This is a genomic window from Bradyrhizobium yuanmingense (assembly GCF_025200905.1).
Lineage (GTDB): Bacteria > Pseudomonadota > Alphaproteobacteria > Rhizobiales > Xanthobacteraceae > Bradyrhizobium > Bradyrhizobium yuanmingense.
The window spans coordinates 2,161,043-2,174,124 of the sequence record NZ_CP104173.1 but is presented as its reverse complement, the minus strand read 5'-3'; the positions used below and the strand labels follow the sequence as shown (position 1 = coordinate 2,174,124).

Annotated in this window: 13 protein-coding genes; 9 read left to right on the top strand and 4 right to left on the bottom strand. The window is 66.1% G+C overall.

What is annotated here, in order from left to right; all coding sequences use genetic code 11:
- Positions 1-2: 2 nt before the first annotated feature.
- Positions 3-1,184, bottom strand: a complete 1,182-nt coding sequence (locus N2605_RS10210; protein WP_260346497.1) for an amino acid ABC transporter permease — start codon at positions 1,182-1,184, stop codon at positions 3-5.
- A gap of 87 nt (positions 1,185-1,271) precedes the next feature.
- Here N2605_RS10210 and N2605_RS10205 point away from each other — a divergent pair, with 87 nt between their 5' ends.
- From N2605_RS10205 to N2605_RS10190, 4 genes are all read left to right on the top strand, one after another.
- Positions 1,272-2,144 (top strand): MurR/RpiR family transcriptional regulator, encoded by an 873-nt coding sequence (locus N2605_RS10205; RefSeq protein WP_074447505.1) that lies wholly within the window; start codon positions 1,272-1,274, stop codon positions 2,142-2,144.
- Between the two features lie 3 nt (positions 2,145-2,147).
- Entirely contained in the window at positions 2,148-3,497 is a 1,350-nt protein-coding gene (locus N2605_RS10200) for an aspartate aminotransferase family protein (protein WP_225127351.1), read from the top strand.
- Between the two features lie 12 nt (positions 3,498-3,509).
- Positions 3,510-4,520: an amino acid ABC transporter substrate-binding protein gene (locus N2605_RS10195; RefSeq protein ID WP_225127352.1), complete on the top strand. Its 1,011-nt coding sequence runs from the start codon at positions 3,510-3,512 to the stop codon at positions 4,518-4,520.
- A 168-nt stretch (positions 4,521-4,688) separates the two neighbouring features.
- Complete coding sequence (locus tag N2605_RS10190; RefSeq protein WP_225134095.1) at positions 4,689-5,327, top strand: aspartate/glutamate racemase family protein; 639 nt, start codon at positions 4,689-4,691, stop codon at positions 5,325-5,327.
- On the opposite strand, the gene N2605_RS10185 is transcribed toward N2605_RS10190, so the two are convergent.
- Positions 5,324-5,971: a TetR/AcrR family transcriptional regulator gene (locus tag N2605_RS10185; RefSeq protein ID WP_260346496.1), complete on the bottom strand. Its 648-nt coding sequence runs from the start codon at positions 5,969-5,971 to the stop codon at positions 5,324-5,326. The two genes, N2605_RS10190 and N2605_RS10185, sit on opposite strands and share 4 nt — an antisense overlap.
- 138 nt (positions 5,972-6,109) lie before the next feature.
- Here N2605_RS10185 and N2605_RS10180 point away from each other — a divergent pair, with 138 nt between their 5' ends.
- The 4 genes from N2605_RS10180 to N2605_RS10165 all read left to right on the top strand — a co-directional run bounded on the left by N2605_RS10180 (position 6,110) and on the right by N2605_RS10165 (position 9,594).
- Positions 6,110-6,319: a ferredoxin gene (locus tag N2605_RS10180; protein WP_018648108.1), complete on the top strand. Its 210-nt coding sequence runs from the start codon at positions 6,110-6,112 to the stop codon at positions 6,317-6,319.
- Between the two features lie 56 nt (positions 6,320-6,375).
- The gene (locus tag N2605_RS10175; RefSeq protein ID WP_036025735.1) at positions 6,376-7,599 is read left to right on the top strand and encodes a cytochrome P450; all 1,224 of its coding nucleotides are present in this window, start codon (positions 6,376-6,378) and stop codon (positions 7,597-7,599) included.
- An 86-nt stretch (positions 7,600-7,685) separates the two neighbouring features.
- The gene (locus tag N2605_RS10170) at positions 7,686-8,345 is read left to right on the top strand and encodes a sulfite oxidase-like oxidoreductase (protein WP_036004844.1); all 660 of its coding nucleotides are present in this window, start codon (positions 7,686-7,688) and stop codon (positions 8,343-8,345) included.
- Positions 8,346-8,370: 25 nt separating this feature from the next.
- Positions 8,371-9,594, top strand: coding sequence for a bifunctional alpha/beta hydrolase/OsmC family protein (locus tag N2605_RS10165; protein WP_260346495.1), 1,224 nt, complete (start codon positions 8,371-8,373; stop codon positions 9,592-9,594).
- Between the two features lie 10 nt (positions 9,595-9,604).
- On the opposite strand, the gene pdxR is transcribed toward N2605_RS10165, so the two are convergent.
- On the bottom strand, positions 9,605-11,050 hold the full coding sequence (gene pdxR, locus N2605_RS10160; RefSeq protein ID WP_260346494.1) for a MocR-like pyridoxine biosynthesis transcription factor PdxR: 1,446 nt from the start codon (positions 11,048-11,050) through the stop codon (positions 9,605-9,607).
- A gap of 83 nt (positions 11,051-11,133) precedes the next feature.
- Between pdxR and N2605_RS10155 the strand changes: the two genes are divergently transcribed.
- A complete protein-coding gene (locus tag N2605_RS10155) occupies positions 11,134-12,048 on the top strand; it encodes a DMT family transporter (RefSeq protein ID WP_225114444.1) in 915 nt (304 codons plus the stop codon).
- Here the strand turns inward: N2605_RS10155 and N2605_RS10150 are convergent.
- Positions 12,027-13,082, bottom strand: a complete 1,056-nt coding sequence (locus N2605_RS10150; protein WP_036004835.1) for a YeeE/YedE family protein — start codon at positions 13,080-13,082, stop codon at positions 12,027-12,029. The two genes, N2605_RS10155 and N2605_RS10150, sit on opposite strands and share 22 nt — an antisense overlap.

The window sequence follows — 13,082 nt, the reverse complement described above, 5'->3', positions numbered from 1 at the left end:
GATCAGCGCTCCACCAGCGCGATGCGCGCATTGTACCAGTTCATGAAGAAGCTGATCGAAAGGCTGATGGTCAGGAACACCGCCATGATCAGCGCGATGGCTTCGATGGCCTGTCCGGTCTGATTCAGCGTGGTGTTGGCGATCGAGACCACGTCCTGGTAGCCGATCGCGACCGCGAGCGAGGAGTTCTTGGTCAGGTTGAGATACTGGCTCGTCATCGGCGGCACGATGACGCGCAGCGCCTGCGGCAGGATGATCTGCCGCAGCATGAAGCTGCGACGCAGGCCGAGTGCGTTGGCGGCATCCCATTGCCCGCGTGGCACCGACTGGATGCCGCTGCGCACGATCTCGGCGATGAAGGCGGAGGTGTAGGTCACCAGTGCGATCAGCAGCGCGAAATATTCCGGCGCGAGCGTCAGCCCGCCGACGAAATTGAAGCCGCGCAGCTGCGGCCACTCGACCGTCCAGGACACGCCGAGCACCAGCGAGACCGCCGCCGGCACCACGACGATGAGGCCGAGCGCAGACGGCAAGGCCGGCCGCGGCTTGCCGTCGCGCATCTGCTGTGCGACCAACCAACGACGGAAGAGGAAGAACACCGCACAGCCCAGCACCGCGGTGCCGAGCACCGTGAGCTGCGGCGGGCCGAACGGGATCGCCGGCAGGATCAGGCCGCGATTGGACAGGAATACGCCCTCGACGGGCCGCCAGGCGGCACGTGCAGCCGGCAGCGCCTGCATCAGCACGTACCAGAACAGTAGCTGGAGCAGCAGCGGGATGTCGCGGAGCGTTTCGACGTAGACGGCCGCAAGCCGCGACAGCAACCAATTGGCCGACAGCCGCGAGATCCCGATCAGGGTGCCGAGGATCGTCGCGAGCACGATGCCGATCACGGCGACGCGCAAGGTGTTGGCGACGCCGACGACGAAGGCCCAGAGGTAGGTATTCCCGGGATTGTAGGCGAGCAGGCTGTCGGCAATCGGCATGCCGGCCTCGCGGCCGAGAAAGGCGAAGCCGGTCGTGATGCGGCGGGCCGACAGATTGGTGACGGTGTTGGACCAGAGGAAGGCGATCACTGCGATCGCGATGCCGACCACCAGGACCTGCCAGAACAGGCCCATCAATTGGTTGCGGCCGAGCACGAAGCGGCGGCGCGGCGGCGGCCTGGGATGATCGGCGGTCACAGCACAACAATCCTTCGTCGAATGCAGCGATTTCCGGCGCGCACGTCAACTGTTGCACCGAATTCGAATTCATGCAACAAATGTTTCATGGCCGAGCCCGCGAAATCCTCGCCCCTGAGCGAACTGCGCATCGCATTGCCGTCGCTCCCCCTGCGCTTACAGGAGGTCGGCCGTTTCGTCGCCGCCAATGATTACGATGCCACCACCCGCTCGATGCGCGATCTCGCGGCGGAAGCCGGTGCCGATCCCGCCGCGTTCACCCGGCTTGCGAAAGCGATCGGCTATTCCGGATGGGACGAGCTGCGTGCGGCGCTGACCGAGGCGCGGCGGCCGTCCCAGACCGCGCCCTTCTCCGGCCGCACAAGAGGCCGCCGTCACGGGCCGAACGCCGATGTTACGCTCATCCTCGACAAGCTCGAGGCCGAGGCCGCCGGCCTTCCGCGCATCCCGGCACAGCCGATCGCGGAAGCGGCGCGCGCGCTGCACGAGTCCAAGCGGATCTGGATCGCGGGCTATCGCAGCTGCCGCAGCGTCGCGGAACTCCTGAACTACGAGCTGCGCCTGTTCCGGCCCGAACAGGTGCAGCTCGTCGGCACGTCCGGGCCCGACGACCTCGATCTCGGCGCGTTCCGGCCCAGCGAAGCCGTCATCGTCATCGGCTTCCTGCCTTACACGCATGCGAGCGTCCGCGTCTCGCAGGCCGCGCATCGCAGCGGCGCGACGCTGATCGCGATTGCGGACAGCCTGTCGGCACCGATGGCCGAAGGCGCCGACCATGTGCTGCTGTTCGAGGCAGCCTCCTCGCCCGGCTTTTTCCCCAGTCTCACGGGCGCGATCGCGATCGCGCAGTCGCTCGCGGCGGTCACGTTCTCGCTCGGCGGCGCCGCCGCGAAGAAGCGGCTGGAAAACACCGAGGCGCGGCTCACTGCTGCCTCCACCTACGTCCCGGAGAAAGGTTGACCCATGAGCACTCGCACCAGCCGCGTGCTGCATCGCTCGCTGCGCGAAACCCCGCCAAAGGCGATCGGCGGCGAGGGCGTTTATCTCTTCGCCGAGGACGGACGTCGCATCATCGATGCCTCCGGCGGGGCGGCGGTCTCCTGCCTCGGCCACCAGCATCCGCGCGTGATCGCGGCGATGGCCAAGCAGGCGTCCACCCTCGCCTATGCGCATACGGCTTTCTTCTCCTCCGAGCCGGCGGAAGCACTTGCTGAAATACTGGTCGGACACGAGCCCGGCGGGCTCGCCTACGCCTATTTCGTCAGCGGCGGATCGGAGGCAATCGAAGCCAGCATCAAGCTGGCGCGGCAATATTTCATCGAGCGCGGCGAGCCGCAGCGGCAGCACTTCATCGCGCGGCGGCAGAGCTATCACGGCAACACCCTCGGCGCGCTCGCCGCCGGCGGCAATGCCTGGCGTCGCGCGCCATATGCGCCGCTGCTCTCGACCGCTTTCAGCCACGTCACGCCGGCCTTCGCCTATCGCGAGAAGCGCGAGGCCGAGTCGGATGCGCAGTTCGTCGCGCGTCTCGCCGCCGAGCTCGAAGCCGAGTTCCAGCGGCTCGGCCCCGACACCGTCGCCGCCTTCCTCGCCGAGCCCGTCGTCGGCGCCACCGCCGGCGCCGTGGCCGCCCCGGACGGCTACTTCAAAGCGATGCGCGAGATCTGCGACCGTCACGGTGCGCTGCTCATTCTCGACGAGGTCATGTGCGGCATGGGCCGCACCGGCACGATGCATGCGTGGGAGCAAGAAGGTGTCGCCCCCGACATCCAGGCGATCGCAAAGGGGCTCGGCGGCGGCTATCAGCCGATCGGTGCGATGCTGGCAAGCGGCAAGATCATCGACACGATCCGCTCGGGTTCGGGCGCGTTCCAGCACGGCCACACTTATCTGGCGCATCCCCTCGCCTGCGCTGCGGCGCTCGCGGTGCAGGATGTGATCCGCGAGGATGGCCTGCTCGACCGCGTGAAGGAGCGCGGCAAGCAGCTCGAGCAGCGCCTGACCCAACGCTTCGGCAATCATCGCCATGTCGGCGACATCAGGGGCCGCGGCCTGTTCTGGGCGATCGAGCTGGTTGCCGATCGCGCTAGCCGCACCTCGTTCGATCCGGCCCTCAAGCTGCACCAGAAGATCAAGGCGGAGGCCTTTGCCGGTGGCCTCGGCTGCTATCCCAGCGGCGGTACCGTCGATGGCGTGCGCGGCGACCACGTGCTGCTGGCACCGCCCTATATCGCCTCGGCGGACGAAATCGACCTGATCGTCGACAAGCTGGGCACGGCCGTCGACAGCGTGTTGCGTAGTGTCAATCAGTGAGGGGAGAGTAGTATGAGGAAAGTGGTTATCGCAGCGGGCCTGCTCGCGGCATCGACGGTGATCGCAGCGGCCGCGACGCTCGATACGGTGAAGAGCCGCGGCACGCTGGTGTGTGGCGTCAGTGCCGGTTTTGCCGGCTTCTCGGCGCCGGACTCGCAAGGCAATTACAGGGGTCTCGACGTCGATTATTGCCGCGCGCTGGCGGCCGGCGTGCTGGGCGATCCTACCAAGGTGCGCTACGTCTCGCTGACGGCTCAGAACCGCTTCACCGCCCTGCAATCGGGCGAGATCGACGTGCTCTATCGCAACTCGACGCAGACCTATTTGCGCGGCGCGACGCTGGGCCTGCGGCAGGGTCCGATCAACTTCTACGACGGCCAGGGTTTTGTCGTGAAGAAGGACCTCGGCGTCAAGGAGCTGAAGGACCTCAAGGGCGCCACCGTCTGCGTCGCGCAGGGCACCACGCACGAGGTCACGCTCGGCGATTACGGCCGCGCCAACGGCATCGACTGGAAGCCCCTGGTGTTCGACCGCGTCGACACCATGTACCAGACCTTCTTCGGCGGCCGCTGCGATGCGATGACCCAGGACGCTTCGGCCCTCGCCGGCGCGGTGACCACGGCCGCGCCGAACGCAGCCGACTACATTGTGCTGCCGCAGACCATCAGTAAGGAGCCGCTCGGACCCTTCACCCGCAACGGCGACGAGGTCTGGAGCGACATCATCACCTGGCTGCATTACGGCCTGATCGAGGCCGAGGAGCTCGGCGTCACGCAAGCCAATGTCGAGGAGATGACGAAGTCGCAAACGCCTGCGATCCAGCGGCTGCTGGGGGCCAGCGGCGACCTCGGCTCGCGGCTCGGGCTCGACAACAAATGGCTGGTCAAGGCGATCAAGGTCGGCGGCAATTACGGCGAGATTTTCGAGCGCAATATCGGCAAGGCGAGCCCGCTCAAGCTCGATCGCGGCCTCAACGGTCTCTGGAGCAAAGGCGGCTTGATGTACGCCATTCCGTTCAAGTAAGGGAGTTCACCTCTCCCCGCTTGCGGGGAGAGGTCGGATTGCGCAGCAATCCGGATGAGGGGGAGTTTCCGCGCGTCCAACTCTCACCTTTTTGTGCCGAGAGAGCCCCTCACCCCCGACCCTCTCCCCGTAAGAACGGGGAGAGGGAGAAGAAGCATCGAGCCCCCCATGCGCATCGCCCTTATCCACGCCCTCAAGCATTCCATCGCCCCGATCGAGGCAGCGTTTGCGCAGGCGTGGCCCGAGGCGCGGCTGATGAACCTGCTTGACGACAGTCTCTCGGCGGATCTCGCCCGCGACGGGCAACTCAACGATGCCATGACGGAACGGTTCCTCGCGCTCGGCGACTATGCAGCGGCGACGGGAGCGGATGGAATCCTGTTCACCTGCTCCGCCTTCGGCCCGTGCATCGAGGCCGTCGCGCGCGCGCATGCGCCGATGCCGGTGCTGAAGCCGAACGAGGCCATGATCGACAGGGCGGTGACCATGGGCCGGCGCATCGGCCTGCTCTCGACCTTTCCGCCGACGCTGGCGTCGATGCCGCCCGAGTTTCCCGCCTCCGTCGAGGTGGTGCCGAAGCTCGCCGACGGCGCGCTGGCCGCGCTCGACCGCGGCGACCGCGCCACGCATGACCGGCTGATCGCGGAGGCCTCACGGAGCTTGCGCGATTGCGACGTCATCGCGCTGGCGCAATTCAGCATCGCCGCGACGGCGCCGCTGGTCGCGGAGGCCGCCGGCCGCCCCGTCGTGACCACGCCGGACAGCGCGGTCGAAAAGCTGATGAAGCTGCTGAAGGCGAAGGGTTAAGCGCCGGCCTTGGTCCGACGTCGCGCATCCTTGATCGCGACCGCAAGCGCAGCCTTCGTCTCGTTGACGAAATCCTCGACCAGCTCCTCGCGCGTGGCATGCGCCGCCTCGCCCGTGAACAGGCCCTGCTCGGCCAGCATCACCACGCCGTGTAGCGCCGCCCAGATCTTGAGCGCCTGCCGTTCGCGCAAATAGCCCACGGCGGGCGCTTCCAGAGCTTCGATGACGAGCGCAAAGGTCTCCCGCGTTGCCTCGTGCAGCTCGCTGCCCTTGGCCGCGCAGGACACCGTGCGCGAGGCGAACATCAGGCGGTAGATGCCATTCCGGCGCAAGCCGAAATCGAGCGTCGCCTGTGCGAGCCGCGAGAGCTTCGATTGCTGCGCCGGCTTTGCCATCGCATCACGCAAGAGCGCCGAGAGCTGCCGGAATGCTTGCGCGGTGACGGCGGCGAGCAGCGCCTCGCGGTCGGCAAAATGCCGGTATGGCGCCGGCTGCGAGACCCCGAGCTTCTTGGCAAGCGCCTTGATGCTGATCGCCTCCGCGCCGCCCCGCTCCGCCTCTTGCAGCGCGGCCTCGATCAGCGCATCGCGAAGATCGCCATGGTGGTAGGTCTTCGCGGGCTTGCGGGCTGGTCGTGAACGCATGTCGGGGCGAAGCCTACAAGTTCCCGCTTGACAAGGGAAGCCCGCCGCGAATGTAATAGTATATAACTTAAATAGAACCGAGATGAGGAAACGCGCCGCCTTCGGGCCCTCGCGCGCACACGACCAAGGAAGCCGAGAATGGCAGAGCGACTGAAGGTTCACGTCGATCCCGACAAATGCCAGGGCCATGCCCGCTGCAAGGCGCTCGCGCCGGAGCTTTTCGAGCTCGACGAATACGGCAACGCGCACGAAGCTGGTGACGGCACCGTCCCTCCGGGACTTGAGGACAAGGCCTGGCTTGCGAAATCCAACTGCCCGGAAATCGCAATCGATGTGATCGAGGAATAGTGCGGCCGTTGCCGCCCCGCTGCGTTCAGCGAATACGAGCCAAGGGATTCCCTGCCATGTCCGACGTCGACCAGCCTGTCGCCCATCCGCCCGTCACCGACTGGGTTCATGATTTCGACCACACCGATCCGCAATGGACCGAGGACCCGTTCCCGATCTGGGACGAGCTGCGAGCCGTAAGCCCCGTGGTGCACACGAAACGCTTCCTCGGCTGCTATTTGCCGACGACCTATGAGGCCGTGCGCGAGATCGCCAACGACACCGAGCACTTCTCCTCCCGCCGCATCATCGTCCGCGACGTACGGCCGGAAATCACCAGCAGGAACGCAGCCCCGCCGATCACCTCCGATCCGCCCGAGCACAAGCCGGCCAAGCAATTGCTGCTGCCGCCGTTCACCCCGGACGCGATGAAGAAGCTCGAGCCGCGCGTCCGCGCCATCTGCAACGAGCTGATCGACGACTTCATCGCCGAGCAGAGGGTGGACGCTGCGGCGCGCTACACCAAGCACATCCCGGTTCGGGCGATCGCGCACATGCTCGGTATTCCCGAGAGCGACAGCGACCTTTTCATCAATTGGATCCACATGATCCTCGAGCTCGGCATCAAGGACGAGAGCAAGCTGCTCCAGGCCGTGCAGGAGATGACGGCCTATTTCGGCGGCCACATCGAAGCGCGCAAGAGCAAGCCCACCGACGACCTGATCTCCTACCTGATGAACGCCAGGGACAAGAACGGCAATCCGCTCGAGGACACCCATGTGATGGGCTCGCTGCGCCTGCTGCTGATCGCCGGCATCGACACCACCTGGAGCGCGATCGGCTCCTCGCTCTGGCATCTTGCGAAGACGCCGGCCGACCGCGAGCGGCTAATCGCCGAGCCCGGACTGATTCCAACCGCCGTGGAGGAGCTGCTGCGCGCCTATTCGCCGGTGACGATGGCGCGCGAGGTGGTCAAGGAGACCACGGTGTCCGGCTGTCCGGTCAAGCCGGGCAACATGGTGCTGCTGTCGTTCCCGGCAGCCAACCGCGACCCCACGATGTTTCCGGACGCTGACAAAGTCGTGATCGACCGGCGCGAGAATCGTCACGCGGCCTTCGGCCTCGGCATCCACCGCTGCGTCGGTTCCAACCTCGCGCGCATGGAAATGCAGGTGGCGCTGGAGGAATGGCTGAAGCGGATTCCCGACTTCCGGCTCGATCCGGCAGGCACTGTGACTTGGTCGCAAGGAACGGTGCGCGGCCCCCGCCAGTTGCCATTTTTGCTCGGAAAGGCGATGTAAGGCCTTCCCAAAGGAAGCGGACAGGCCTTTCATGGCGGGCGCGACACCAAGCACGCCTCCGCCATGCATCGCCACGAGCACAGGCCATGACCGACGAGACGCCATCCGACAGCAAGCTGACGCGCACCAAGGAGAAGTGGGCGCGCGAGGGCCGCTTTCTCACCGGCAAGATGACACGCCCGGAGGATCAAAGGCTTCCGCCCGGGCAGCACCTCACCAAGGACTGGCCGGTACTCGATCTCGGGGTCACGCCGCCGGTCTCGCGCGAGCGCTGGCGGCTCGACGTCTATGGCGCGGTCGAGACCCCCGTTTTCTGGACCTTTGCCGAATTCGCCGCGCAGAAGCAGTCCCGGTTCACCTCGGACATCCATTGCGTCACGACCTGGTCGCGCTATGACAACGAATGGGAAGGGCTCGCCACGCGTGAGCTGCTGGTGGCCTGCCAGCCGCGCGAGGATGCTCGCTTCGTCGTGCTGCATTCCTATGACGGTTACACCACCAATCTCGCGCTGGAGGATTTTGCCGCCGAGGACGCGCTGCTCGCCCACAGCTGGTCCGGCCAGCCGCTGACGGAGGAGCATGGCGGCCCGGTGCGGCTGGTCGTGCCGCACCTCTATTTCTGGAAGAGCACGAAATGGCTCCAGGCCATCGAATTCCTGACCGAGGACGCGCCGGGCTTCTGGGAAGTCCGCGGCTATCATAACCGCGGTGATCCCTGGGCCGAGCAGCGCTATTCGGGCGATTAGGTTCGAGCAAGACGGGGGGAAGCCCATGCCGACGGAACGCTTTCAATTCACCGGCGAAGGCGGCCATCAGCTCGCGGCCGCGCTGGAGCTGCCTGACAGCGAGCCCGCGGCTTTCGCGCTGTTCGCGCATTGCTTCACCTGCGGCAAGGACACGCTGGCGGCCAAGCGCATCTCGGTCGCGCTCGCCGCCAAGGGCATCGCGGTGCTGCGCTTCGACTTCACCGGGCTCGGCTCCAGCGGCGGTGATTTCGCCAATTCGACGTTCTCCTCCAACGTTGCCGATCTCGTGCGCGCGGCCGATCATCTGCGCGAGACCCGCAAGGCGCCTTCGATCCTGATCGGCCATAGCCTGGGTGGCGCCGCGATCCTAGCCGCTGCCGGACAAATTCCCGAGGCACGAGCGGTGGCCACCATCGCGGCGCCCTCGGATCCCGCCCACGTCACCGGCCTGTTCAGGGAGCATCTCGACAACATCCGCGCGCAAGGCGAGGTCGAAGTCTCGCTCGCGGGACGCCCGTTCCGGATCAAGCGCGAATTCCTCGACGACATCGCCGAGCACGAGCTGATGAAGGACGTCACCGGCCTGCACAAGGCGCTGCTGGTGATGCATTCGCCCCTCGACGATACCGTCGGCATCGACAACGCAACGAAGCTCTTCGTTGCAGCAAGACACCCCAAGAGCTTCGTCTCGCTCGACCATGCCGATCATCTTCTGACCAAGCCTGCCGACGCGCTCTACGCCGCCGACGTGATCGTGGCTTGGGCCAGCCGTTACGTCGATGCAGCGACGCCCGCAAAGGCGATGGATCTGCCGGAGGAGCCGCGGAAGGTCGTGGTGCAGGAGACCCGCAAGAGCAAGTTCAACCAGACCATCATCGTCGGCCCGCATCATCTGGTGGCGGACGAGCCCATTGCAGCCGGCGGCGCGGATGCCGGGCCCGGCCCGTACGATTTCCTGCTCGCCGGCTTAGGTGCCTGCACCTCGATGACCATGCGTCTCTATGCCGACCGCAAGTCGCTGCCGCTCGACCGCGTCACGGTCACGCTGAAGCATTCCAAGATCTACGCCAAGGATTGTGCGGAGTGCGAGACCCGCGAGGGCATGCTCGACCAGATCGAGCGCGACATCGCGATCGACGGCGCCCTCGATGCCGAGCAGCGCAAGAAGCTGATGGAGATCGCCGACAAGTGCCCGGTGCACCGGACGCTGACATCGGAGATCCGGATCGTGACGAAAGCGGTGGAGTAGCGATGCCCCGCTAGAAGCACGACGCCATCGTGCGCACGGCCGCGCTGATCTCGTTTTCGCACCACGCCGCAAAGCCGAGCAGCAGGCCGTGATCGCGCGGCTTGCCGAGCGCTAGGCTGGACAAGGCGCGCGTTTCGACGCCCGCCTCGACCAGCCGCTTCACCGCCGCCCGATCAGTGCGGCCGCGCTCGAGACGGGCGACGAGCTGGATACCGCCGGGGGGCACCTCGACCAAGAGCATGCCACCGAGATGCCGCTGCAGCTCCTCGACAAGATGATCGCGGCGCGCGTGATAGAGCCGGCGCATGCGGCGCAGATGCGCGAGGAAGTGCCCATCGGCGATGAATTCGGCCAGCGCCTCCTGAATGTGGCTGGCGGCGATCAGTCCCATGTGCTGCTGCGCGATCTCCAAGGTGCTGACCAGCGCCGCCGGCGCGACCAGATAGCCGAGCCGGATGTCCGACCTCATCGCCTTCGAGAATGTGCCGACATAGAACACACGGCCATGGGCATCTAACCCCTGCAAGGCCGGCACCGGCCGGCTGTCGTAGTGGAATTCGCCGTCGTAATCGTCCTCGACGATCCAGGTCCTGCCGGGCCGGCTTGCCGCGAGAAACTCGGTTCGACGGGCTAGCGACATCAACCGGCCGGTTGGGTGCTGATGCGACGGCGTCATGAAGATCAGCCTGGGAGCTCCAAGGCCTGGCATTCGCTGCATGCCCTGTTCATCCAGGCTGATGCCGGTCAGGCGCGCGCCGGATGCGTGAAAGGCAGCCGCCGCGCCGGGATAGCCGGGGTCTTCAACCCATACATGATCGCCCGGTGAAATGAGTGTGGCAGCAATCAAGGTCAGCGCGGCCTGCGCGCTCGGCAGGATCATGATCTGCTCCGCCGTGGCGCGGACGTCCCGGTTCGTCGCCAGATAATGCGTCAGCGCCTCCCGCAGGCGCAGCCGGTTGACCGGTCCCAGCTCGCGCCTGCCTGCATGCACGGCACTGCGGCGCAGGCAGCGTGCCCAGACCTCGTTCGGAAACTCCCTGAAATCGCCCAGCCCCGGGCGCAGCGGTTTGAGCTCCCCCCGATAAGACATCGGCCAGTCGGCCTGCTGGAGCTTCGTAGCCCAAGGCGAGAGCCGCAGTTTGCCGACGCATTCGCCCGCTGCGACGGCGCCCCGTTCGATGCGTTCGTGGCCGTCGATCATGACCACGGGACGGCGGCCATGAGACGCTGCGACATATCCCTCGGCCGCGAGCTGCTCGAACGCGTATGTGACGGTGTTGCGCGAGACGCCGAGATCGCTCGCAAGCCGTCGACTCGACGGCAGCACGCGGCCTTTGCCGAGGCGGCCGGTCGCGATCAGGCCTCGCAGCTGGCTCGTCAGTTGCGCCACCAGCCCCTCGCCATCGGTCCGCTTCAGCTCGATCAACGCGGAGATCGTCGTGTCGGATACTGGCACTCTCTTCTTCTCCAATCTGGCACTTTTTCAAATGCCAGTCGGGATGCTATCCGGCGGCTCGGACTGCTTCAAGGACCTGCGACATGAACACCCTGTCACCCCGTGCGGCCATCGGCCTGTTCCTCATCGTGGTGCTGGCCTGGGGCGTGAATTGGTCGGTGACCAAGCAGCTCGTGCAGTTCGTCCCGCCGTTGTGGAGCGCGGCAATCCGGAGTTGGATCGCGCTGGCTGGATTGTTCGTGCTGCTCGGACTGAGCAACAATCTCGTGATCCCGGAGCGACGCGACTTTCCCGTGATCCTGAGCGTGGCGCTGCTGCATATGACGCTGTTCTCGATCCTGGTTGCCAGCGGCCTTCGCTTCCTGCCCGCAAGCAAGGGCATCGTGCTCGGCTACACCACGCCGCTCTGGGTCGCACTCGCCGCGCCCCTTTTCGGCAAGGACACGCTGACGGCGCCGAAGCTCGCCGGCGCTCTGCTCGGGCTGATCGGCCTTGCCGTCATCCTGAATCCATCCTCGATCGACTGGACCAACCCAAACGTGCTGCTCGGCGCCGGCATGGTCATCCTGGCCGCGATCTCTTGGGCTGCGAACATCATCTATATCCGCGCGCATCGCTGGATCGGATCTCCGCTTCAGCTTTTGCTTTGGCAGGTGCTCGTGGCAACGATCGTGCTGTCGGTCGGCGCGACAGCTGTGGATGGCCTCCCGCATGTGGAGTGGTCGTGGAGGCGCGTATTGTTGTTTCTCTATTCGGGCCTGGTCGGAACGGTCCTGGCTTATTGGGCGATGTCGATGGTCAACAAGAGCATCTCAGCCCTGACGACGTCGCTCGGCACCACCGGGACACCGCTGGTCGGCATCGCCAGCGCTGCGATCCTTCTGGGTGAACCCATCGACGCGAGCCTTGCCGTCGCGGCCGCGCTGATCGTCTCCGGCATCGGCCTTGCGACGCTGGGCGATCGGTTGTTGCGCAGTCAGGCCACCGCGAGAGGCTGAACCCGCAGAACCCCGCGCAGGCCCGCCGCGGTGCCGAGCAGGATGCCGGCAGCCGCGACGAACGATCCCAGCGCGAGCGTAGACACGCCGGTGAGCCCCTGCCCGATCGAGCAGCCGAACGCCATCACGCCGCCGATCCCCATCAGCGCGGCACCGGTCCCTGAGCGGAGCATGTGGCGCGGCGAGGAATAGCCTTCGAGCTTGAAGCGGCCAGTTGCGAGTGCCGTCACCAGACTGCCGGCGAAGACGCCGGCCACCGTCGCGATGCCGAAGTTGAGCGTCAGTCCAGTCGAGAGCATGGCATATTGCAGGCTATCGGCGATCGGCGCGACGAACGTAAGGGAGGTCACGGGGACCGGATTGAAGTCGTCGGCACCGAGATAGCCGGTGGCCAGCCAGCCGCCGGCGACGAGGAGGCCCACAATGATGCCCGCTACGACCTGACCGGGCGAGCGACGGAACGCAGGATGCGCGAAAGCGAACAGGCTCAGCGCGACGGTTGTCGCGGCCGCGGCGAGCGCGCGTGAAAGCGATTCCGTGAAGCCGAGCGTCGCCAGCAACGACGGCAGCGAATTGGCAGGAGCCGTGGCTTGCGTTGCCTGGACCAGCGCAATGCGCGCCGGTGCGATGAGGCCCTTCAGCGTCATCTGCGCGGCAATCGCGAGCACGATCACGACCACGAAGGAGCGGAGATTGCCGCGGCCGAGCAGCACCAGCGCCCGCGAGCCGCAGCCGTTCGAAAGCACCATGCCGTAGCCGAACAGCAGGCCGCCGAGGAACAGCACCGCCGGCGAAAACGATTGCTGCAGATAGATCGACTTGCCGAGATCGACCGTGCCGCTGCCGGCGAGGAACTGGCTCGCGGCGATCGCAACAGCGATTGCGAGCGCGTAGGTCCGCACCAGCCGCCCGTCGCCCTCAGCCAGTAACCCGCGCATGCTGCTCATCAGGCAGAAACCGCTGAGCAGGCCAACGGCACCGTAGACGAGACCGATGGCCAGGCCGGCGAGGATAACGAGTTGCGTGGATTCCAT

Bases quoted from the DNA above. Each gene is read 5' to 3' on its own strand.
- N2605_RS10205 (WP_074447505.1), top strand. From the start codon at position 1,272: ATGGCCGAGCCCGCGAAATCCTCGCCCCTGAGCGAACTGCGCATCGCA.
- N2605_RS10200 (WP_225127351.1), top strand. From the start codon at position 2,148: ATGAGCACTCGCACCAGCCGCGTGCTGCATCGCTCGCTGCGCGAAACC.
- N2605_RS10195 (WP_225127352.1), top strand. From the start codon at position 3,510: ATGAGGAAAGTGGTTATCGCAGCGGGCCTGCTCGCGGCATCGACGGTG.
- N2605_RS10190 (WP_225134095.1), top strand. From the start codon at position 4,689: ATGCGCATCGCCCTTATCCACGCCCTCAAGCATTCCATCGCCCCGATC.
- N2605_RS10185 (WP_260346496.1), bottom strand. From the start codon at position 5,971: ATGCGTTCACGACCAGCCCGCAAGCCCGCGAAGACCTACCACCATGGC.
- N2605_RS10180 (WP_018648108.1), top strand. From the start codon at position 6,110: ATGGCAGAGCGACTGAAGGTTCACGTCGATCCCGACAAATGCCAGGGC.
- N2605_RS10175 (WP_036025735.1), top strand. From the start codon at position 6,376: ATGTCCGACGTCGACCAGCCTGTCGCCCATCCGCCCGTCACCGACTGG.
- N2605_RS10170 (WP_036004844.1), top strand. From the start codon at position 7,686: ATGACCGACGAGACGCCATCCGACAGCAAGCTGACGCGCACCAAGGAG.
- N2605_RS10165 (WP_260346495.1), top strand. From the start codon at position 8,371: ATGCCGACGGAACGCTTTCAATTCACCGGCGAAGGCGGCCATCAGCTC.
- N2605_RS10155 (WP_225114444.1), top strand. From the start codon at position 11,134: ATGAACACCCTGTCACCCCGTGCGGCCATCGGCCTGTTCCTCATCGTG.
- N2605_RS10150 (WP_036004835.1), bottom strand. From the start codon at position 13,082: ATGGAATCCACGCAACTCGTTATCCTCGCCGGCCTGGCCATCGGTCTC.